The sequence below is a fragment of the Actinoplanes xinjiangensis genome, assembly GCF_003148685.1.
GTDB classification, from domain to species: Bacteria; Actinomycetota; Actinomycetes; order Mycobacteriales; family Micromonosporaceae; genus Actinoplanes; species Actinoplanes xinjiangensis.
The window spans coordinates 49,639-71,605 of the sequence record NZ_QGGR01000023.1 but is presented as its reverse complement, the minus strand read 5'-3'; the positions used below and the strand labels follow the sequence as shown (position 1 = coordinate 71,605).

17 protein-coding genes are annotated in these 21,967 nt (G+C 71.0%); 10 read left to right on the top strand and 7 right to left on the bottom strand.

Annotated features, from left to right (window positions below):
• Positions 1-98: 98 nt before the first annotated feature.
• Positions 99-362 carry a hypothetical protein gene (locus BC793_RS36425; protein ID WP_109600929.1) on the bottom strand — a complete coding sequence of 88 codons (264 nt, stop codon included), beginning with the start codon at positions 360-362 and terminating at the stop codon, positions 99-101.
• A 1,705-nt stretch (positions 363-2,067) separates the two neighbouring features.
• Here BC793_RS36425 and pdhA point away from each other — a divergent pair.
• The 8 genes from pdhA (at position 2,068) to BC793_RS36380 (ending at position 13,587) form a co-directional block, all read left to right on the top strand.
• Positions 2,068-3,207, top strand: coding sequence for a pyruvate dehydrogenase (acetyl-transferring) E1 component subunit alpha (gene pdhA, locus BC793_RS36410; protein WP_109600924.1), 1,140 nt, complete (start codon positions 2,068-2,070; stop codon positions 3,205-3,207).
• Positions 3,207-4,184, top strand: coding sequence for an alpha-ketoacid dehydrogenase subunit beta (locus BC793_RS36405; RefSeq protein WP_109600922.1), 978 nt, complete (start codon positions 3,207-3,209; stop codon positions 4,182-4,184). The genes pdhA and BC793_RS36405 overlap by 1 nt, the downstream gene beginning before the upstream one ends.
• A 5-nt stretch (positions 4,185-4,189) precedes the next feature.
• On the top strand, positions 4,190-5,653 hold the full coding sequence (locus tag BC793_RS36400) for a dihydrolipoamide acetyltransferase family protein (protein WP_109601071.1): 1,464 nt from the start codon (positions 4,190-4,192) through the stop codon (positions 5,651-5,653).
• Positions 5,654-5,851: 198 nt separating this feature from the next.
• Positions 5,852-5,992: a hypothetical protein gene (locus BC793_RS50370; protein WP_170167314.1), complete on the top strand. Its 141-nt coding sequence runs from the start codon at positions 5,852-5,854 to the stop codon at positions 5,990-5,992.
• A 405-nt stretch (positions 5,993-6,397) separates the two neighbouring features.
• Entirely contained in the window at positions 6,398-10,240 is a 3,843-nt protein-coding gene (locus BC793_RS36395; RefSeq protein ID WP_109600920.1) for an LppU/SCO3897 family protein, read from the top strand.
• A gap of 98 nt (positions 10,241-10,338) precedes the next feature.
• Positions 10,339-12,132 (top strand): NHL domain-containing thioredoxin family protein, encoded by a 1,794-nt coding sequence (locus tag BC793_RS36390; RefSeq protein WP_109600918.1) that lies wholly within the window; start codon positions 10,339-10,341, stop codon positions 12,130-12,132.
• A gap of 32 nt (positions 12,133-12,164) precedes the next feature.
• A complete protein-coding gene (locus BC793_RS36385) occupies positions 12,165-12,740 on the top strand; it encodes an RNA polymerase sigma factor (RefSeq protein ID WP_109600916.1) in 576 nt (191 codons plus the stop codon).
• Positions 12,733-13,587: a CU044_5270 family protein gene (locus BC793_RS36380; RefSeq protein ID WP_109600914.1), complete on the top strand. Its 855-nt coding sequence runs from the start codon at positions 12,733-12,735 to the stop codon at positions 13,585-13,587. Before BC793_RS36385 ends, BC793_RS36380 begins: the two co-directional genes overlap by 8 nt.
• Here the strand turns inward: BC793_RS36380 and BC793_RS36375 are convergent.
• The 3 genes from BC793_RS36375 to BC793_RS36365 are packed head-to-tail and all read right to left on the bottom strand — an operon-like array spanning position 13,575 to position 15,755.
• A complete protein-coding gene (locus BC793_RS36375; RefSeq protein WP_109601069.1) occupies positions 13,575-14,318 on the bottom strand; it encodes a LamB/YcsF family protein in 744 nt (247 codons plus the stop codon). The two genes, BC793_RS36380 and BC793_RS36375, sit on opposite strands and share 13 nt — an antisense overlap.
• Positions 14,314-15,153 (bottom strand): 5-oxoprolinase subunit C family protein, encoded by an 840-nt coding sequence (locus BC793_RS36370; protein WP_109600912.1) that lies wholly within the window; start codon positions 15,151-15,153, stop codon positions 14,314-14,316. Before BC793_RS36370 ends, BC793_RS36375 begins: the two co-directional genes overlap by 5 nt.
• The gene (locus tag BC793_RS36365) at positions 15,150-15,755 is read right to left on the bottom strand and encodes a 5-oxoprolinase subunit B family protein (protein ID WP_109600910.1); all 606 of its coding nucleotides are present in this window, start codon (positions 15,753-15,755) and stop codon (positions 15,150-15,152) included. The genes BC793_RS36370 and BC793_RS36365 overlap by 4 nt, the downstream gene beginning before the upstream one ends.
• Before the next feature lie 78 nt (positions 15,756-15,833).
• Between BC793_RS36365 and trhA the strand changes: the two genes are divergently transcribed.
• The gene (trhA, locus tag BC793_RS36360) at positions 15,834-16,511 is read left to right on the top strand and encodes a PAQR family membrane homeostasis protein TrhA (RefSeq protein ID WP_109600908.1); all 678 of its coding nucleotides are present in this window, start codon (positions 15,834-15,836) and stop codon (positions 16,509-16,511) included.
• 43 nt (positions 16,512-16,554) lie between these two features.
• Here trhA and BC793_RS36355 read toward each other — a convergent pair whose 3' ends face one another.
• Positions 16,555-16,833, bottom strand: a complete 279-nt coding sequence (locus BC793_RS36355) for a DUF6458 family protein (protein ID WP_109600906.1) — start codon at positions 16,831-16,833, stop codon at positions 16,555-16,557.
• A gap of 111 nt (positions 16,834-16,944) precedes the next feature.
• Here BC793_RS36355 and BC793_RS36350 point away from each other — a divergent pair, with 111 nt between their 5' ends.
• Positions 16,945-17,463: a SixA phosphatase family protein gene (locus tag BC793_RS36350; RefSeq protein ID WP_109600904.1), complete on the top strand. Its 519-nt coding sequence runs from the start codon at positions 16,945-16,947 to the stop codon at positions 17,461-17,463.
• A gap of 6 nt (positions 17,464-17,469) precedes the next feature.
• On the opposite strand, the gene BC793_RS36345 is transcribed toward BC793_RS36350, so the two are convergent.
• Both BC793_RS36345 and BC793_RS36340 read right to left on the bottom strand, forming a co-directional pair.
• Positions 17,470-19,710: a S8 family serine peptidase gene (locus BC793_RS36345; protein WP_146246616.1), complete on the bottom strand. Its 2,241-nt coding sequence runs from the start codon at positions 19,708-19,710 to the stop codon at positions 17,470-17,472.
• A 151-nt stretch (positions 19,711-19,861) separates the two neighbouring features.
• Positions 19,862-21,718: an acyl-CoA dehydrogenase gene (locus tag BC793_RS36340; RefSeq protein WP_109600900.1), complete on the bottom strand. Its 1,857-nt coding sequence runs from the start codon at positions 21,716-21,718 to the stop codon at positions 19,862-19,864.
• Between the last annotated feature and the right edge of the window lie 249 nt (positions 21,719-21,967).

Below are 21,967 nucleotides of genomic sequence, written 5' to 3'. Positions count from 1 at the left end.
GACGACGGTGGGAACCAGCTGGAAGTCCTCGGCTGGTTCCCACCGCTGTTAAAGGGCGCGTGAGACGACGGTGAGGACCAGCTGGGTCTTTGGGGTGGTCAGCGGCGGTTGATGTAGTGGGCGTCGGGATTGGGCTCGGCGTGGTGACGGCCCACCCGGGTGCTGCGGTCGTAGGAGGCGCTGCGTTCCTCCGGGTAGTTGGTGTGCTCGGCCCGGTGCGTGCCGCGGTACGGACGGTTGGCGCGCCGGTTCTCCTCCGAGCTCGACTCGGTGAGCAGGCGGCGGACCACGTTGAGGTTGCCGTCGGAGTGGCTCTGCTCCCGGATCCGGGACGGGCGGATGTTGTACGGGCGTTCGGCCACTGCTGACCTCCGGCTGACTCGGGACCGGTCCGTGGACCGGCGATCGTGGACGGTGGAATGGTCGTCACGCCGGGGCGGATCCCCGGTCGGGCGCTGTGTCGTGGCAGCACGATCCGAATGCCGTCGGTGGGGGCGCTCGGGCGTGGTGGTGGCCTTCTCGCAGAGACGCTTCCCCGGGGAGTCCGGTTCATGCGGCTCTTCGGGTTTACCGGAATCATCGGTACCATCATCAGCCGGTTGGCCGTGTTCGTCGGGAATGTCCGGAAGATCGGGAACCGCGGGGAAGTCATCGGGTATCACCGGCTCCGGAAGCGGGTCCTCCTCCCGCACCGCCGGTAGATCGGGCACGGCCGGAATCGACCGCCGCGCCAGCGGCCACCCGTCCCGCGGCACGGGCCGCCTCCCCACGTCAGCAGCGGCCCGCGGCGAGCCGGCAGACCCACGCCGGGCGACCTGCGAAAGGCCGGCAGACCCCCGCCGGGAGGCCTGCGACGGGCCGCCGGAGCCAGGCCGCGGGACCCCCGACCGCCCACCAGAGTCACGGCCCGGCCCCGACGGCGGACCGCCCGCGTCACGATGCGGGGCCCGCGGCGGACCACCCGAGTCACGGCCCGGGGCCCGCGGCGGGCCGCCGGAATCACGACGCGGGGCCTGCGGCGGGCCGCCGGGATCACGGTCCGGAGCGCGCGGCGGGCCGCCGGAATCACGGTCCGGAGCGCGCGGTGGGCCGGCGGGATCACGGTCTGGAGCGGGCGGTGGGCCGCCGGCGTCACGGGGCGGCGCCTGCGGGGGTTCGGCGGGGGCGGGCTGAGCTTTGCCGCCGTCGGGCGCCCGGGGTGAGTCGGGCCGCACGTCATCCGGCGACGCCCCGGGGGCCGGCCCGGCGGGAGCGCCCGAGTCCCCTCCCGAGGGGCCACCGGGACGCGTGCCGGACGTCGTGACCGGGGCGGGGGAGCCGGCCGGGCGCGGGCTTTCCCCGTACCCCTGCGTGGTCTTTGCGGTGACCGGTGCGGACGGTATGCCGGAGGCCGGCGGGAACGGCGCCGGACGCACCGGCCCGGTCCCGGCGGGCGGCAGGAACGGCACGTCCATGGCGCCGGTCCGGCCGTCCCCGGTGATCTCGCTGGATCCGGTGGTGAGGACGGCGAGGGTGGGCACCGAGGCGAGGCCGACAAGCATCGCGACGATCAGCACGTAGCGCCGGGTGGGCCCGAAGAAGCCCAGGTCCTCGCGGTACACCCCGTTGATCCGCCTGCGCAGCACCTTGAGGGGCCGTGCGAAGTCGTGGTCGTCGGGCAGGTGCGGCACGCGGGGCCCCTCCAAACGAAATCTCTAGGCAAAGATCAACTTGGATCCGTCCCGGTCATGGGGATGAACGACCGCGGGCACGGGAAGCAGCGGCATGAAAGGGCTATTAGTACCGAAGTGACTGGACAAAACCCCATAAAAAAGACAAATACTCTAGCAAGAAATCTGGATTCGTGATCCACGCAGCCTGTAACGGTGGTCACTCTCTCTGTCAGGATGGGGGCGACGTCACCGTCGCTGCCCACGCCGATCAGCGGGGTCGCGGTGGCCGTCCCCGGCTGTCAGCCGGTGCACGCCGCGCGCCAACCCACACCCGGGCCAGGCGCGGCACCTGAGAGGCCAGCCGCGCGGCCGGGAGACACCCGCCGCGGGCGCGACGAGAAAACAGGAGACACGGATGGCGAAAGGCGAGAGCGTGGCCGGGACGGACATCCCGCCCGGCGGCTTCGTCCAACTGCTGACCCCCGACGGCGAGCGTGTCGACAGCGTCACCAGCGCTGACGGGACGACGTACTCGGTCGACTTCACCGACGAGGAGTACCGCGAGCTCTACCGCGATCTGGTCACCGTCCGGCGGCTCGACACCGAGGCGGTCGCCCTCCAGAGGCAGGGTGAGCTGGGCATCTGGGCCAGTCTGCTGGGGCAGGAAGCGGCACAGGTCGGCTCCGGCCGGGCACTGCGCCCGCAGGACATGGCGTTCCCCACCTACCGCGAGCACGGCGTCCTCTACTGCCGCGGCATCGACCCGATCATGCCGTTCGGCCTGTTCCGGGGTGTCGACCAGGGCGGCTGGGACGCCAACGAGTTCAAGTTCAACCAGTACACGATCGTCATCGGCTCGCAGACGCTGCACGCCACCGGCTACGCCATGGGCGTCACCATGGACGGCAAGACCGGCTCCACCGACGGCGAGGCCGTGATCGCCTACTTCGGTGACGGCGCGACCAGCCAGGGCGAGGTCAACGAGGCGTTCGTCTGGTCCGGGGTGTTCAACTCCCCGATCGTCTTCTTCTGCCAGAACAACCAGTACGCGATCTCCGAGCCTCTGGAGCGGCAGACCCGGGTCCCGCTCTACCAGCGGGCCGGCGGTTACGGCTTCCCCGGCATCCGGGTGGACGGCAACGACGTGCTGGCCACCTACGCGGTGACCCGGGCGGCGCTGGACAACGCGCGCAGTGGCCAGGGACCGACGCTGATCGAGGCGTACACGTACCGGATGGGCGCGCACACCAGCTCCGACGACCCGACCCGCTATCGGATCGCGAGCGAGGTCGAGTCGTGGAAGGCCAAGGACCCGATCAGCCGGCTACGGGCCTTCCTCACCAAGCAGAAGATCGCCAAGAAGGACTTCTTCACCGAGGTCGACGACGTCGCCAACCAGAAGGCTCTGGACCTGCGGGAGCGGGTGCTGGCGATGCCGGACCCCGAACCTGTGGCGCTTTTCGATCACGTCTATCCCAACGGTTCACCGGAGATCGACGCGCAGCGTGACGCGTTCACCCGGTACCAGGCGTCCTTCGAGGGGAGTGGGCACTGATGATCACCCTGGGCAAAGCTCTCAACCACGGCCTGCGCCGCGCACTCGAGGACGACCCCAAAGTCGTGATCATGGGAGAGGACGTCGGCAAGCTCGGCGGCGTCTTCCGGATCACCGACGCCCTCCAGAAGGACTTCGGCGAGAACCGGGTCATCGACACGCCACTGGCCGAGGCCGGCATCGTCGGGACCGCGGTCGGCCTGGCCATTCGTGGGTTCCGGCCGGTCTGCGAGATCCAGTTCGACGGGTTCGTCTTCCCGGCGTACAACCAGATCGTCGCCCAGGTCGCGAAGATGCACTACCGCTCCAAGGGCAAGCTGCGCCTGCCGATCACCATCCGGATCCCCTACGGCGGTGGCATCGGCGCGGTCGAGCACCACTCCGAGTCCCCCGAGGCGTACTTCGCGCACACTCCCGGCCTCAAGGTCGTGAGCTGCTCGAACCCGGCCGACGCGTACACGATGATCCAGCAGGCGATCGCCTCCGACGACCCGGTGATCTTCTTCGAGCCGAAGCGGCGCTACTGGGAGAAGGGCGAGGTCGACCTCGACGCCCCCCTGGAGTCGGCGTTCCCGCTGCACTCGGCCCGGGTGGTCCGGCCGGGCGGCGACGCGACGCTGCTCGCGTACGGCCCGATGGTCCGGGTGGCGCTCGACGCCGCCACGGCCGCCGCCGAGGACGGCCGCGAACTGGAGGTCATCGACGTCCGCTCGCTCTCGCCGATCGACTACCCGGTGATCTTCGAGTCGGTCCGGCGGACCGGCCGCGCCGTCGTCGTGCACGAGGCGCCCGGCAACGTGGGCCTCGGCGCCGAGATCGCCGCCCGGATCACCGAGGAGTGCTTCTACTCACTCGAAGCTCCGGTGCTGCGGGTGACCGGATACGACATCCCCTACCCGGCCGCGCGGATCGAGGAGGAGTACCTCCCCGACCTCGACCGGGTGCTGGACGCCGTCGACCGTTCGTTCGGCTGGTGATCCCGATGTCCCGGATCAAGGAGTTCAACCTGCCCGACCTCGGTGAGGGACTCACCGAGGGCGAGATCCTGGCCTGGCTGGTCAAGGTGGGCGACACCATCGAGCTCAACCAGCCGATCGTCGAGGTGGAGACGGCGAAGGCGGCCGTCGAGATCCCGGCGAAGTGGGGTGGCGTCGTCACCCGGATCTTCCACGAGGCCGGAACGGTGGTCGAGGTCGGCCAGCCGATCATCTCCATCGACACCGATCCCGGCGCCGGCCCCGTGCCGTCGGCCACTCCCGCGCCCTCGGCCGCCTCCGACGAGGGCGAGACCGAGGCCGGCCTCATCGGTGGACCGGCGCCCGGCGGGCGTACCGCGGTGCTCGTCGGTTACGGCCCGAGAACCACGACGGCGAAACGACGACCCCGCAGCGGTACGGCCACCGCTCCCACGACCGCGACCACGCCCACCCCGCCTCCGGCGGCTGCCGCCCCGCTCGTGGCCGCGCCCGTCGTACCGGCACCGGCACCCGTGGTCCGGCCCGTCTCCCCGGCACCGGTTCCCTCCCCGGCCGCATCGGTCCGCACCGGGCCGGTGCTCGCCAAGCCGCCCGTCCGGAAACTCGCCCGTGATCTCGGCGTCGACCTCGCGGTGATCCACGGGACGGGGCCGATGGGGTCGGTGACGCGGGACGACGTACAGCTGGCCGCCTCCCGTCCGGAGCCGCGGACCGAGACCGCTCCGGCCATCGCGCCGGCCGCACCCGCCGCGGTCTTCGACGCCTCCCGCGAGCAGCGCATCCCGATCAAGGGGGTGCGGAAGCTGACCGCGGAGAACATGGTGGCGTCGGCGTTCACCGCGCCGCACGTCACCGAGTTCCTCACGGTCGACGTGACCCGCTCGATGAAGGCGCTGGAGAAGCTGAAGTCCCGGCCGGAGTTCGCCGAGACCCGGGTCTCGCCGCTGCTGCTGGTGGCGAAGGCGGTCCTGCTCGCGGCGAAACGGCACCCGATGGTCAACTCGTCGTGGTCCGGGGCGACCGGGGAGATCGTGGTCAAGGACTACGTGAACCTCGGGATCGCCGCGGCGACCGAACGCGGCCTGATCGTCCCCAACATCAAGGACGCCGGCCGCCTCGGCCTCCAGGAACTGGCCGAGGCCCTCAACACGCTGGTGCGGGTCGCCAAGTCGGGGAAGACCCCACCGTCGGACATGTCCGGCGGCACGCTCTCGATCACCAACGTGGGCGTGTTCGGCATCGACACCGGCACGCCGATCCTGCCCCCGGGCGAGTCGGCGATCCTGGCCTTCGGTGCGATCCGGCCGATGCCCTGGGTGCACAAGAACAAGATCAAGGTGCGCCAGGTCACCACGCTCGGGCTCTCCTTCGACCACCGGATCATCGATGGCGAACTGGGCTCGAAGTTCCTGCGTGACGTGGGTGCGTTCCTGACCGACCCGGAGGCCGCTCTGCTCAGCTGGACCTAAGGACCGTCGGCACTGTCCGGTACCTGACCTTCGATCCTTAGGTTCATGACCCAGCTCACCCCCTAATTCACTGGCCGTGTCCACGTTGTCGGCGGATACTTGAGTCGACAACGGGACGCGCGCCGAAGAGTCCGCCACAAGCGGCCCGGCGACGCTCGTCAAGCCAGGCCCGCCACCGCGGGGGAAGTGAGCACTGCAATGAACATGATCGACCGCATTCGCCGCAACCGGATGATCAGCCGTCAGAACCGCGCCATCGAGCGCGCGATGCAGTCGGCGCCCACGCAGGCGATGCGCGACGAGATCGCCGTCATCGCCCAGCGCCGCTGGACCAACTGAGGTTCCGGCGTTCCGCACACGACGTCCAGCCCGTCCGGTTCACCCGGGCGGGCTGTTTCGTGTCCCGGTCCGGTCCGGCCCCGACCGGGATGCCGTTACCCGGATCACATCCTCGTCGTTTCCGGGATCACACCTCTTCGTGTCTGATCTCGACCTCAAAGATCGGTAAGAGGTCCCCAAGGGGCGTACACCGGGATTCCTCCCGCCGCGCCCGCCCGGTACCGTGGGCACGGTCCCCGAACCGGCACGGCCGGTCGGTGAGGGAGACCGGGGCCACCCGGGCGGCCACATCGCCCCGGCCCCAGCACGGCCAGGCCGGAAAGCTGGCACGGCCCCTGGCGGAAGGTCGCCGGTGGAGTCGCGTCCGTGCAAAGCTGGCACGGCCGCATCGATGAGGAGGCGCGTATGACGTCCGAGGGGCAGCACGCCGGTCAGCCGGCCGAGGCCACGTCGGGCGGACCCACGTCGGGCGGGTTCCCGCTCGACCCCGACGCACAGCGGATCGCCGGCCGGGCATCGGCCCAGCCACCCGCTGAGGGCTTCCCCAACTCGTATGGGCCACCGCCGGCAACCGCTCCGGGCGGAGGGTCGCCGTTCGTCGTGCCCGCCGTCTCGACCTTCGGCGCCGGCTCCGGCCAGGGCGGCACGTCCTACGGTTCGGCACGTGTGCCGCAGCCCGAGGCGTCGCCCTACGGTTCGGTGTCACCCGAGGCAGCCAGCACCGCGTCGCCCTACGGTTCGGCGTCGCCCGAGGCAGCCGGTACAGCGTCGCCCTACGGTGCGGCGCCCGGTCAGTATGGTCAGCCCGGCACACCACCGCCGCCGTATGGTTCCGCGCCCTCCTCCGGCTCCACCCAGGCCGCCGGCGCCGCGTCCGTCCCGGTCCCCGCGCCGTTCGACGCCGGTGCGCCGCAGCCGCCGTGGAGCCCGCCCGGTTCCGCCACGCCGCCGGCCTCGGAGCCGTCCTTCGGTGGTCCGGGCTTCCCGCCGCCGCCCGGTCGTCCGGCCGCCTCCGCGGCACCGCCGTCTGCCGCAGCGCCGTCTCCGGCCGCCTCCGCCGCACCGCCTTCCCCGGCTGGGCCGGAGTCGTCCGGTGGCCGGCTCACCCCGAGCGGGCTGCCGGCCCGCACCCCCGGCGCCACCGCGCCTGAGGACGGCGGTCTCGGCCGCTCGTTCTCCGCGTTCGGTGACCAGCCGGTCCGGGTGCCCGGCGCCAGCCTCTCCGACCTTCCGGACAACTCCGGTCCCGGCGCGTTCAGCACCGGCCCCGCACAGAACAGCTGGATGCAGAACGTGCGTACCCCGGAGGCCCCGTCCGACGCCGCCTCTCCGCCGCCGCCGCCCGCGAGCACCACGTTCCCGTCCCGGCGCGGCGAGGGTGGCGGCTTCCCGCTGCGCGCCCCGGCCGGTCCCGGGACCGAGTCGCCCTCCGGCAGCCAGCCCAGCCTCGACCTGCCGGTCCGTGGGCAGCAGCAGCCGCCGTTCGGCAGCACCTCACCGGAGCCCTCCCGCGAGCCGTTCAGCGGTAATGGTTCGTTCCCGCCCGCCGGCTCTTCACGGGAGCCGCTCGGCGGTGGCACCTTCCCGCCCGCCGGTTCCTCCGGCTCTCCACGGGAGCCGCTCGGCGGTGGCGCCTTCCCGCCCGCCGGCTCTTCGCACGAGTCGCTCGGTGGTAGCGCCTTCCCGTCTCCGGCCGACGCCTCGCCCCTCGGCGGCGCGGCCCAGCCCGCGGAGGACAAGCCCGCCTTCAGTGGCGGCTCGTTCGCCCCGCCGGCAGATGGTCCGTCGTTCGGCGGCTCATTCCCCCCGCCGGGAGATCGTCCGTCCTTCGGTGGTGACTTCCCGCCCTCAGGTGACCGCCCTTCCTTCGGCGGTGACTCGTTCCCGTCGCCGGGAGACGCCGCGTCGTCCAACGGCGGATCGTTCCCGCCCTCGGGTGACCGTCCCTCCTTCGGCGGTGACCAGTTCCCGCCCGCACCGGAGACGACTTCGCGTGACGGTGCCGAGGCGCCTCTGTCCGCGGCCGGATATCCGCAGCGTGTCCCGGGTGCGGCTCTCTCCTCCGGTGGCGCCCTGCCGCCGTCCGCCTCAGCCGACGACCACCAGGGTGGCTCCGCGGTCCCGCAGCCACGTGACCCGGCGAAGAAGCCCGCGGTCGGCTCGGCCCGTCCGGTGACCGCCAGCGCGTCGGTCCCCGGCGTCCGGGTGACACCGGCCGAGGCGGCCGAGCTTCCCCCGCCGTCCAACGCCGCGCCGCAGGCAAGGGTCTACGGCCGCCCGGCCACTCCCGCGCCGGAGTCCTCCGAGGAGGACTCGGCCTCCGCCGACGAGTCGCCGTATGGTGGCCGGCCCAGTGGCCTGCCCCAGCGCGGCGAGGGTGGTGGCCCGGCCGCACCGTTCGCTCCGGGTCAGCCGAGCCAGCCGAGTGGTCTGCCGCAGCGGGACGAGAGCCCGTCCGGCGGTTTCCCCCCGGCGCCCACCTCGCCGTATGGCGGCTCGTCACGCAGCGACAGCCCCTACGGCAGCCCCGCCCAGCAGGACGGCTCGTTCGGTAGGCCTTCCCAGCAGGACGGCTCGTTCGGCGCGCCTTCCCAGCAGGAGGGCTCGTTCGGCGCGCCCTCTCCGGGTGACCCGTTCGGTGGGCCCGCTCAGCAGGGCGACCCGTTCGGTGGTTCCTCCCGCCAGGGTGAGAATCAGTCCGGCGGTGCCGGGCAGCAGGGCGACCATCCATCCGGCGGCTTCCCGCCCGCGCCGGCCTCGCCGTTCAGCGGGTCCGCCCGCCCCGGCGACCCGTTCGGTGACCGCGCTCAGCAGGGCGACAACGCCTCCGGTGGCTACCCGCCCGTTTCGGCCTCGCCGTACGGCGCCCCGCAGGGCGACAACCCGTCCGGCGGCTTCCCGCCAGCGCAGGCCTCCCCGTACGGCACTCCGCAGGGAGACAACCCGTCCGGCGGCTTCCCGCCAGCGCAGGCCTCCCCGTACGGCACTCCGCAGGGAGACAACCCCTCCGGTGGTTTCCCGCCAGCGCAGACTTCGCCGTTCGGTGGGCCGCCGCAGCGTGGTGAGAACCCGGCCGGCGGCTTCGGCCTGCCGCAGCGGGGATCCGACGACCGCGGCAGTGTGCCGTTCCCCGGCTCCCCGGAGGACGAGTCGCCGTCGGGTGGTTTCCCGCCCTCGTCGACCACGTTCGGTGCCGCGGCGCCGTTCCCGGGCGCATCGCGCGATGACGACCGATTCCAGCCGCCGTCCCACAACGACCGGTTCCAGCCGCCGTCCGGTGACGGACCCGGCACTCCGGGCGGTCTCAGCGCCCTCGACGGGCCCGGCGGGCCCGGCCATTCCGGTGGACCCGGTGCTCCGGGCACGCCCGGGGTCGCCCCGCAGTCGCCGGCCCGGGCCACCGCCCGCGCCACGGCGAGTGCGCGGGTCACGCCGCCCGAGACGCCGCCGGGTGGTGGCTCACCGTTCGCCATGCCGGGGTCGCCGCAGTTCCCGGGTGGTGACCAGGGTGGTCGTCCGTTCCCGGGCGCCGACAACCCCGGCAATCCTTCGCCGTTCTCCGGGGGCGGTCCGGCCATGCCGGGGTCGCCGCAGTTCCCGGGTCAGTTCGGTGCTCCGGGTGATCTGTCCGGTCCGCCGTACAGCGAGTTCACCTCGGATCAGGCCGGCCGCGGTTCGGTGCCGGGCGGTTACCCGGACCAGTACAACGAGCACACCACCGACGTGTCCGGCCGGGGCAACTCGCCGTACGTTCCGGCGCCGGCCCTGCCGCCGATGCCCGGTGAGCAGTCCGGCGGTGGGATGTACCCGGCTAATCCGGCGGCCCGTGCCACGGTGACCCCGCCGGGGCCGGAGGACACCACGAGCTGGCCCGGCCCGGCCGAGGAGCAGGGCAGGTTCGACCAGTTCAAGTCGGATCAGCCGCCGGTTCCGCCGCCCCCGTCGGGGAAGGTGAACGTCCGCACGATCCCGGTGGCCCTGGCGGTCGTGCTGGGTGCGGCGCTGCTGCTGAGCCTGGTGTTCGGGCTGGTCTACCTGATCTCGGGCGACGATTTCAGCGTGGCCAAGGGCGACTGCGTCAAGCGTGACGGCACCACTCCGGTGGTGGCGGCGTGCAGCGAGCCGGAGACGTTCGAGGTGGTGTCGATCGTGACGGCCAAGGAGCAGTGCGGTGACGCCTCCCAGCCGTACATCGTGGTGCCGAAGGACGACGGCGACGAGGTCCTCTGTCTGAAGAAGAACGGCTGATCAGAGTTTCACCGTGAACGGCCTCACCGGAAGGTGAGGCCGTTCGCTGTTGAGCTGCCCGGACGGTGGGGCGGCGGGCGGTGAGGCACCATGGCGGCATGGAATTTCGCGTGCGTGCGCCCGAACTCAAGGGTCGCGGTTGGCTCAACACCGGCGGTAAGGCCCTCACCTTGGCCGATCTGCGCGGAAAAATCCTAATACTGGATTTCTGGACCTTCTGCTGCATTAATTGCCTGCACGTCCTCGACGAGCTGCGGCCGTTGGAGGAGAAGTACGGTGACGCCCTCGTCGTGATCGGCGTGCACTCACCGAAATTCGAGCACGAGCGTGACCCGGTGGCGCTGGCCGCCGCAGTGGAGCGGTATGGCGTGCATCACCCGGTGGTGGACGACGGCGACATGCACGTGTGGCAGCAGTATGCGGCGAAGGCGTGGCCGACCCTGGCCGTGGTGGACCCGGAGGGTTACCTGGTCGCGTCGATGGCCGGGGAGGGTCACGCCGAGGGGCTGTCCCGGCTGATCGACGAGCTGATCACCAGGCATGAGGCGAACGGCACCCTGCACCGCGGTGACGGGCCGTATGTTCCGCCGCCCGCCCCGGAGGGCCTGCTGCGGTTCCCGGGCAAGGCGATCGAGCTGCCGGGCGGCAATCTGCTGGTCTCGGATTCGGCCCGGCATTCGCTGGTGGAGCTGACGCCGGACGGGGAGACCCTGGTCCGCCGGATCGGCATTGGTGTCCGCGGTGAGCCGTTCAGTGAGCCGCAGGGCCTGGTGCTGTTGCCGCCGTCGGTGGCCGAGGTCGCCGGCTATGACGTGGTGGTCGCCGACACGGTCAATCACCAGCTGCGCGGGTTCAGCACGGCGACGGGCGAGGTGACCCTGGTCGCCGGTTCGGGGCGGCCGTGGCGGTCCTCGGTCGACGATCACGCGCATGACGCGCTGGCCGCCGACCTGTCGTCGCCGTGGGATCTGGCCTGGTTCGACGAGAAGGTCGTCATCGCCATGGCCGGCATCCACCAGCTGTGGTGGTTCGACCCGATCAAGCGCACGGTCGGGGTGTACGCGGGCACGACGGTGGAGGCGCTGCGGGACGGCCCGATCCCGGACGTGTGGATGGCCCAGCCGTCCGGCCTGTCGGTGAGCGCCGACGGCGTACGTCTCTGGATCGCGGACAGTGAGACGTCGGCGCTGCGCTGGGTCGAGGACGGGGTGCTGCACACCGCGGTCGGCCAGGGTCTGTTCGATTTCGGTCACGTGGACGGCCCGGCTGCCGAGGCGCTGTTCCAGCACCCGCTCGGGGTGGCGGCTCTGCCGGACGGCTCGGTGCTGGTGGCGGACACGTACAACGGTGCGGTCCGCCGTTTCGACCCGGCGTCGAACGAGGTGTCCACGGTGGATTCGGGCCTGGCCGAGCCGAGCGATGTCCTGGCTCTGGGCGACGGCACGGTGGTCGTGGTGGAGTCGGCCGCGCACCGGTTGACCCGTCTGGCTCCGGGTGTGGTGAAGCGGGTCGACGGGGAGCGGCACCGGACGGAGCGGCCGCCGTCGCACCTGGCTCCGGGGGAGGTCACCCTCGACGTGATCTTCACACCGGCGCCCGGACAGAAGCTGGACAGCCAGTTCGGCTCGCCGGTCCGGCTGGTGGTGTCGGCGTCGCCCGCCGAGTTGCTGCTGGAGGGCGAGGGAACGACCACCGAACTGTCGCGCCGGATCGTGCTCAACCCGGATGTGCCGAAGGGCGTGCTCCAGGTGGTGGCACAGGCCGCCACGTGCGATGTGGACGCCGAGTACGGCGCCTGCCATCTGACCCGCCAGGACTGGGGTGTGCCGATCGTGATCGACCCGGCCGGCCCGAACAGGCTGCCGCTGGTGCTGCGCGGTCTGGATGCGTGAACTCATCGCCGTCGAGTGACGGATAACGGGGCATGAGAAGCGACAGCGAGCCGGACGACGCCGCGTTGCTCCGCGAGAACTTCGCGGCGTTGTTCGACCGACATGCCCCGCACATCCACCGCTATCTGGCCAGACGTCTCGGCGATCAGGCGGCCGACGATCTGGTCGCCGAGACGTTCCTCACCGCGTTCCGCCGCCGGGGCACGTTCCGTGCGGATCAGCGCGACGCCCGCCCGTGGCTCTACGGGATCGCCACCCTTCTGATCGCCCAGCATCGCCGTGACGAGGTCCGGCGGCTGCGCCTGCATCAGGCCGTCCCGGCCGAACGGGACACCTCCTGTCACGCCGACCGGGTGGCCGCCGACGTCACCGCGGCCGCGCTGCGCAGTGTCCTCACGTCGGCGCTGGCCGATCTGGCCGACGGCGACCGTGACGTCCTGCTGCTGGTCGTGCAGGAGGAGCTGACGTACGAGCAGGTCGCGGCCGCGCTCGACATCCCGGTGGGCACGGTGCGGTCCCGGTTGCACCGGGCCCGGACCGTCCTACGTGCCGCTCTGGGCGGCAGCAACCCGTTGAACAGCACCGAGGAGGGGGTTCGTCATGGATGAAATCACGCTGGTCCGGGAGATGGGCGAGGAGACGCCGCTGCCGTCGGCGGACCGTCTGGCCGCGACGCGTTCCCGGTTGATGTCCGAGGTCGCCCCGCCGAAGAGGAACCGCCGCTGGGCCGCCCTCCTGGCCGCGGTGGCCGCCGCGGGCGTAGCTGCGGTCACCGTCCCGCAGATCGTGACACCGGGCGCACAGCCGCCCGCCCCGGCGCAGAGCGTGGCGCCGGGCCCGAAGCTGACGCCGGTGGCCGCCTTCCTGGACCAGGCCGCCACCGCCGTGGAGAACGAGCCCGACGTCGTCCCTCGCGGCGACCAGTTCCTCTACCTGCGGTTCATCGAGTGGGGCGGCACGGCGAACGAGGCCTGGCTGTCGATCGACGGCAGGCACGACGGATGGGGCGTCGACCAGGACGGGAAGTACGCGACGATTCCGGGCTGTCCGGCCGGCGGCGGCTGCGAGGTGGTCGCGCACTACCGGGACGACATGCCGACCGACCCGGAGGCGATGGTCGGGTGGCTCCGGAAGACGACCCGGACAGAATTCGGTTCGGACAGCCTCGACGCCGTCACCAAATACCTCGGCACCGCCTCCACCCGGTTCTGGATGCGGCCGGCACAGCGGGCGGCGCTCTACCGTGCGATCGGCCTGATCGACGGTGTCCGGCTGGTCGAGGGCGCGAAGGACTCACGCGGTCGTGCGGGTGTCGGGGTGGCCTGGGTTCCCACCGGGCAGACCGAAGAGCAGGTGGTCTGGATCTTCGACCCGAAGACCTTCCGGATGCTGGGTACGCCGGAGTCGAGCATCGACGAGATCGCGCTGGTGGACCGGGTCCGTCAGAAGGCCTGAACCGTCAGGTGGCCGGCCAGCCCGTCCCGGACCGCACGGGCCAGGCGTACCGCTCCCGGCGTGTCCCCGTGTAGGCAGATCGATCGCACCCGGCACTCCACCGTGGAACCGTCGACCGCTGTGACGGAGCTGTCCACCGCCATCTGCACGACCCGGGCGACCACCTCGTCCGGGTCGTGCACCAGCGCGTCCGGCCGGGACCGCGGCACGAGGCGCCCGTCGGGCAGGTAACCGCGATCGGCGAATCCCTCGCCGATCGCGGTCAGCCCGGCTTCAGCGGCCCGCACGGCGAGGACCGAGCCGGGCTGGCAGAGGACCGGCAGCGCCGGGTCGTAGGCGACGACGGCCGCCACCACGGCGGACGCCTGGAGTTCGTCGACCGCGGCGGTGTTGTAGAGGGCGCCGTGCGGCTTCACGTAACGCACCCGGTCGCCGGCGATCCGGCAGAACGCCTCGAGTGCCCCGATCTGGTAGACGATGTCGTCGCGCAGCTCATCGTGGGCGTAGTCGATCCGGCGCCGCCCGAATCCGGCCAGATCGCGGTAGCCGACCTGGGCGCCGATCGCGACGCTCTTCTCCACTGCCCGGCGGCAGACGGAGGCCATCGTGGACGGATCGCCGGCGTGGAAGCCGCAGGCGACGTTCGCCGAGGTCACGACGTCGAGCAGGGCGTCGTCGTCGCCCAGGCGCCACGCGCCGAAGCCCTCGCCGAGGTCGGCGTTCAGGTCAATCGAGTTCACGGAATCTCACGGTAGTGCCCGGCCGCGCCTGCGCGAGGGGGGCGACGTCGTCGACCACGCCGATCACCGGATATCCGCCGGTCGTCGGATGGTCGGCGAGGAAGATGATCGGCTGACCGTCGGCGGGCACCTGCACGGCCCCGAGGACGACACCCTCGGAGGGCAATTCGCCGACGTTCGTGCGGGTCAGGGCGTTGCCGGCGAGCCGGGCGCCGACCCGGTTGCTCAACGGGCTGATCTGGTACGCGGAACCGAACAGCCGGTGTGCCGCGAACCAGTCGTCGCGTGGCCCGAGCCGGATCCCGAGCACCGATTCCGCGCCGATCCGGGCCGGCTCGCCGATCAGCGGGGCCGCCCCGGTGGGTACGCCGACGGGGAGGGTGGCGCCGTCGGTGAGGCGGGCCGGCCCGAGCCCGGAGAGGGTGTCGGTGGAGCGGCTGCCGAGCACCGGTTCGACCGCGATCCCGCCGGCCACCGCCAGGTAGGACCGCACTCCGCGGCTGGCCCTCCTGATGTCGACGACGCCGCCGGCCGGCACCTCGAAGAGCTGGTGCCCGTGCGGCCGTTCGACCGGGCGCCCGTTCACGTCGACCTGGGCGACGGCGCCGGTGACGGCCACGAGCGCCGCCTCCGCGAAGCGCAGGGCACAGCCGAGCAGGGTGGTCTCCAGGGCGGCCGCGTCGTCGGGGTTGCCGACGAACCGGTTGGCGAGCCGCAGGGCCGGTTCGTCGAGCGCGCCGGAGCGGGGCACCCCGAGGTGCGCGTAGCCCGGCCGGCCGAGGTCCTGCACGGTGGTCAGCGGCCCGGCCCGCAGCACGGTGATCATGCCGCCACCAGCCGGACGCGAGTCCCGGGGGTGAGGAGTGCGGGCTGCTCCCGGCGTACATCGAAGAGGTTCTGATCGGTGTGACCGACGAGCCGCCACCCGCCCGGGGAGGCGGTGGGATAGATGCCCGCGTAGCCGCCGGCCAGCGCGACGGCGCCGGCCGGGACGCGGGGCCGCGGAACGGCGAGCCGGGGAACCGCCCACGCGTCCGGAAGTCCGCGCAGATAGGCGAAGCCGGGTGCGAAGCCGGAGAAGGCGACGTTGAGGGGCGTATCGACCAGACGCTGGATCGCCTCATCGGTGGTGACGCCCCAGAACTCGGCGACCGGTTCGAGATCCTCGCCGTCGAAGACCGTCCGGATCCGCACGAGGGGCCCTTCGGACTGAATTTCTCCGGGCGCCGGCTCCCACTGCGGTAGCTGTTCCTCGGTGCCGGGAGCCACCCCGTCGAGCAGGATCGTACGGGCGCCGGGCACGATCTCGACCGCTTGGAGCTCACCGATTTCGCGGCGTCGCCACAGCTCAGCGCGCCAGTCCTCGACCCGGTCGGCATCATCGCACTCGATCAGTAGACCGGCAGCTCCCACCCGTCGTATCTTCATGGGGAAATCATCCGGCAACGCCGGCCGTATCCGGCGTCACTACCCCCCAGTAACCTACGGTGCCGTAACCTGGATCGCGTGACGACCTCAGCCCCGTTCCGGATGAAGCCGACCGACCTCGGCAAGCCGCGACTACGCGGCCGGTTGCATCAGTACGCGTTTTTTGTCGCACTCGTCTGCGGCGTCGTGCTCAGTTCGATAGCGCTGAGCCGCCCCGGCATCGCACCGTTCGTCAGCTGCCTGATCTACAGCATCACGGTCTGTGGGCTGTTCGGCACCAGCGCGCTCTACCACCGCAGGGTGTGGAGCGAGCGCGGCTATCAGATCATGCGGCGCGCCGACCACTCGATGATCTTCATCTTCATCGCCGGCAGCTACACGCCGTTCTGCGTCCTGCTCCTGGAGGGCTCCCAGCAGGCGGTTCTGCTCAGCCTGGTCTGGGGCGGGGCGGTCGGCGGTGTCGCCCTGAAGATGGTCTGGCCGCACCTGCCGAGATGGGCGGGTGCACCGCTCTATGTGGCGCTCGGCTGGGTCGCGGTCGCGATCATCCCCGAGGTGCTGCACGTCGGCGGTGTCACCTGCCTGGTGCTGCTGCTCGTCGGTGGCCTCATCTACACGATCGGCGCGGTGTTCTACGCGCTGCGGCGGCCCAACCCGTGGCCCACCGTCTTCGGCCACCACGAGTTCTTCCACGCCTGCACCCTGGTCGCGGCGATCTGCCACCACATCGCCGTCTACTTCGCTCTGTACGCATGAAAAATCGGCCCGGACTTCGCGGTGAAGTCCGGGCCGTCGTACGTCAGGAGTAGGCCGGCGGAGGCGGCGGCGGGACGTCGTCCCGGCGGACTTCGTGGTACTCGGAGGTGTAACCCGTCCCGGCGACCGGCGCCTGCGTCCGGGTCACCACTGTACGGCGACGGTTGCTCCAGAACGCCAGCGTGATGACGAGGCCCGCCAGCCCGGCCAGCATCAGGATCCAACCGATCACGCCGATGTCCAGTCCACTGATGTCCGCCTCCACGGCGAACGCCAGGATCGCCCCCAGAGCGAGCAGGAAAATGCTTGCACCGATGCCCATCGGACCCTCCTCGGGTGTCCGCCCGGCCGTGCGATCCCGCTCGACCGTGATGAATGCGTTGATCGGGCGTTTACCCGCACGCGCCGAATCCCAATCAGGCAAGCTGTACCGATGACCACGCGGACGCTCATCCTGCTGCGGCACGCCAAGGCGGAGATCCCCGGCGACTTCGACGATTACGACCGCGCCCTCACCGACCGGGGTGGCCTCGACGCCGATGCGGCCGGAGCGTGGCTCGTCGATGAACGCCTGCACCCCGACCTGGTGATCTGCTCACCGGCCAAGCGCACCCGGCAGACCTGGCAGAACGCGGCGATCGCGCTGGCACAGGGCCGGTCCGGGCAGCCGGCGCCCGAGGTCCACTACGAGGAGTCGCTCTATCTGGGCCGCAGCGGCGAGGTCTTCGACCTGCTGCACGCGGTCCCGGACACCGTCCGTACGGTCCTGGTCATCGGCCACAACCCGACCATGTCCGAAGTGTCCGCTCTGCTGCTGCCGGACGAGCAGTACACCGGCACCGTGATCGAGATGAAGACCTCCGGCCTGGCCGTCCACACCGGCGAGAAGCCGTGGTCCTCGGCGGAACCGGGATCGATGCGGCTGACCCGGTCCCACACCGCCCGAGGCTGAGGGGCCCTACTTCCGGTACCAGGTCCGGGTACTCGTGTATCTCACGTTACCGAGCCTGTCGTACGCCCGGACCTGCACCTTCATGGCCTTCGCCGACTTGCTCGCGTTGAACGCCAGCATGTAGCCCGCGGTGTGGTCCCGCGCCACGACCTTCCCGTTGACGGTCAGCTCGACCCGCGCGATCCCACTCGCGTCGGAGGCTTTCACGTACACCCTGGTCGTGCCCTTGATCTTCGCCTTGTTGCTCGGCGCCCTGCTGATCGTCACCGCCGGGCCGTCGTAGTCGGCGGTCACCCATCGTGTGTAGGTCCGGATGTTGCCGGCCTGATCGGTGAGCCGCCAGTACAGCTGCACCGGGCCCGACGATCGCACCGACCGGACGGCCAGCCCGTATGGCGCGGTGTGGTCGAGGCCGGCGTATACGCCGTCTGCCCACAGCTCGGCCAGAACCGGACCGCTGACGTCGGTGACCCCGCCGAGACCGCTGGTGAAGACACCACGGACGCGGGTGCCGTGCGCCGGGCTCAGCGAGGTCGCGGTCGGCCCGGTGTCGTCGACCCGGTACCTCGGGGCGAGCGAGATGGTCAGGCCGTTCCCGCCCCGCACGTTCACGCTGATCCCCGCGTCGGCCGCGAGCTGGACCGTTCCGGTCCAGTCGCGCGTTCCCTCCGCTCGGGTGAGGAGGGTTCCGCCGACCCTGACGGACTCGATAGGGACGCTGTCCTCGGACGCCCGCACCACCAGATCGACCGGACCGCTGCGCAGGGCGGAGCCGGGTGCCGGCGAGACGACCGAGGCCGCCGGCGACATCGCATCGGCGGTGACCACCGTGGTCGCCTCGGCATGGTTGCCGGCATAGTCGGTCACCCGGACGGTGACCGGCAGATCGCCCCGGGTCCCGTGCGGCGCCACCGCCCACAGCTCCTCCCAGGGCTGGTCGGCGGTCGCCACCACCCTGCCGTCGACGATCTGCTCGACCCTCTGCACCGCGTGATCGTCGGAGTACCGCGGCTTGATGGGGGTGCCGCGCCAGGACAGGACCTGGCCGGAGGTCAGACCGGTGTCGGTGAGCACCGGGGCGACCGTGTCGGTGGCACCGAGCTTCACCATGGTGAGGGCCGCGTCGATGATTTTCGGGTCGTCGACACGCGCCCTGGCCGGCGGCAGGTTCGCCCCGCTGCTCACGATCCCCCATCGGACCCGCGCCGCCGAGTTGCCCTCCTTCGCCGCAATGCCGAGGGCGGCCACCCCGGCGACAACCGCGGCAGCGCCGGACGTGTTCCTCAGTGTCCGGTTCCTGGACTGCCGATCCATCGCGTGGACGTTCTGCTCGGCGGCGATGTCCACCCAGTGGTCGGTTCGCGAGTTGGTGTTCGAGTACACCGTGAGGTTGGCCGTCGCGCCGACCGCGATCACCGGCTCGATCGCCGCCGGGAACTCGCGGGCCGTCGCACCGGCATTGCCCGCCGCCGCCACCACCAGTGATCCCTTGCCGTCGGCGTAGGCGACCGCCTCCGCCAGGAGGCGACTCGGTGTGGCCGTGCTCAACGAGAGGTTGATCACCTGCGCGCCGTGGTCGGCCGCCCAGACGATGCCGGCCGCGGCATCCGCGGAGGATCCCTCGGCCGGCCCGCCCGCCCGATGACCCAGGACCCGGACCGGCATGATCCGGCACCGTGGGCAGATCCCGGACGCACCGACCCCGTTGTCCGCCTCGGCGGCGATGACGGTCGCGACCATGGTGCCGTGGTCGTCGTCGTCCAGCGGATCGGCGTCCTCGTCGACGAAGTCGTAGCCGGCGGTGATCCGTGCGGCCGGGAGGTCGTCGTTCGTGCTGACACCGGTGTCGACCACCGCCACCGTGACGTCGGGGCTGCCCGGCCCCCAGGTACGCGCGCCGAACACCCGGTTGCCGGTGTACGGCTCCCGGTTCACGCGATCGTAGGGGTCGCTGTCGGCATGAACCACGCCGTCGGTCTCCACGAACCGGACGTGCGTCTCGTCCGCGCTCAGTTCCGCCCGCACGCTGTCGGCGTCCCCGGCCGGGACCTCGAGGCGCAGGGCGCTCAGTCCCCGGACGGGCTTACTCGCGCGCACCCGGTCGCCGAGGGCGTCCAGAACGGTGGTGGCGTACGTCGAGTCGACCAGGCCCACATTGATCAGCACCGGGTCCTCGGCGGCCATGGCCGGGCTCGCGGCCGAACCCACCAGGAGTACGGAGACGAGACAGGAAGAGACGATGCGCACCGATGGCCCCCGGGCTCGATGATCCACAAGAGAATGATCATCGTAACGCACGTCGATACGGATGCGTCTCCCCCGAAAAGACGAGAGCCCGGCGGACGTCGTTGTCCACCGGGCTCTCGTCTTTTTCAGGAGAGTGGGAAAAGCTTGTGGATCAGAACGCGTCCTCGTCCAGGTCCATCAGGTCGAGGGTGGTGTTCTCGATGATCCGGCGGTCGGCGCCGATCCGCGGCAGGATCTCCGCGACGAAGAAGCGGGCCGCGGCCACCTTGCCGGTGTAGAACTTCTTGTCCGCCTCGGAGACCTCGCCGTTCAGCGCGGTCAGGGCGACGTCGGCCTGGCGCAGCAGCAGCCACGCGAGGACCACGTCGCCGAGGGCGAGCAGGATCCGGCGGGAGCTCAGACCGATCTTGTACAGCTCGCGGGGCTCACCGTTCTGCACGGCCTGGAGCCAGCCCAGGGTGACACCGAGGATGTTCTGCATCTCGGTGAGCGCCTTGCCGAGGGCGAGCCGCTCGTTCTTGAGCTGACCGTTGCCGGCCTCGCTCTCGATGAAGCCCTGGATCTCGGCGGCGACCGTGCCGAGCGTACGCCCACCGTCCTTGACGATCTTGCGGAAGATCAGGTCGAGGCTCTGGATCGCGGTGGTGCCCTCGTAAAGCGTGTCGATCTTCGCGTCCCGGACGTACTGCTCCAGCGGGTAGTCCTGGAGGAAGCCGGAACCACCGAAGGTCTGCAGCGACTCGGCGCCGAGCAGCTCGTACGCCCGCTCCGAGCCGACGCCCTTGACCAGGGGCAGCAGGAAGTCGTTGATCCGGCTGGCGGTCTTCGCGGCCTTCTCGTCGCCGGCGGCCTGCGCGATGGCGACCTTGTCCTGCCAGGTCGCGGTGTAGATGACCAGGGCACGAAGGGCCTCGGCGTACGACTTCTGGAGCATCAGCGAACGGCGTACGTCCGGGTGGTGGGTGATGGTCACCCGGGGAGCCGCCTTGTCGGTGTTCTGCACCAGGTCGGCACCCTGTACGCGGTTCTTCGCATACTCCAGCGCGTTGAGGTAACCGGTCGACAGGGTGGCGATCGCCTTGGTGCCGACCATCATCCGGGCGTTCTCGATGATCATGAACATCTGCCGGATGCCCTGGTGCACCTCGCCCAGCAGCCAGCCCTTGGCCGGGGTGCCGTGCTCACCGAAGGTCATCTCGCACGTGTTGGAGACCTTGAGGCCCATCTTGTGCTCGACGTTGGTGGCGTAGACACCGTTGCGCTCACCGAGCTCGCCGGAGGCCGGGTCGAAGTGGTACTTCGGCACGATGAAGAGCGACAGGCCCTTGGTGCCGGGACCACCCACGCCCTCGACGCCCACCGGGCGGGCCAGGACGTAGTGGATGATGTTGTCGCTCAGGTCGTGCTCACCCGAGGTGATGAAGCGCTTGACGCCCTCGATGTGCCACGAGCCGTCCGGCTGCGGGATGGCGCGGGCGCGGCCGGCGCCGACGTCCGAGCCGGCGTCCGGCTCGGTGAGGACCATGGTGGAGCCCCACTGCTTCTCGACGAAGAGCTTGGCCCACTCCTTCTGCTCCTCGGTGCCCTCGATCCACACGACGTGGGCGAAGGACGGACCGGACGAGTACATCCAGACCGGGGCGTTGGCGCCGAGGATCTGCTCCGCGACGGCCCACACGAGGCTCCGCGGCGCCGGGGTGCCGCCGAGGCCGGTCGGCAGGTCGAGCCGCCAGAACTCGGACGCCATGAAGGTCTCGTAGGACTTCTTGAACGACTCCGGCAGCGGCGCGGTGTTCGTCGCCGGGTCGAAGACCGGTGGGTTGCGGTCCGCGTCGGTGTAGCTGGCGGCGAGGTCCTCGCGAGCCAACCGGTCGACCTCGGTGAGCACGTCACGTGCCGACTCCAGGTCGAACTCGTCGAACGGCGCCTGGCCGAGCGACTTCTCCGCTCCGAAGACCTCGAACAGGTTGAACTGGAGGTCACGAAGGTTGCTCTTGTAGTGCGTCATGGTGCTTGGCCCCGCTCTCCGGACGCGAGTTACCCGTCAGTAACCCCACTGTATTACTGATCGGTAGCCAGCGACAACCCGGGAGACTTTTTCCACGGAACCCCTCGGTGAGGGGCCCTTGTCCGTCGGTTCGTGGGTCAAACGTCGCCGATCGGATGGGCGCCGATACAGCCGTTCGGCCATTTGCCTACTTCGACACGCTGATCACGTATCGCCGACCCGGAAGGCTCGTTCTTAGGGATAGACAGC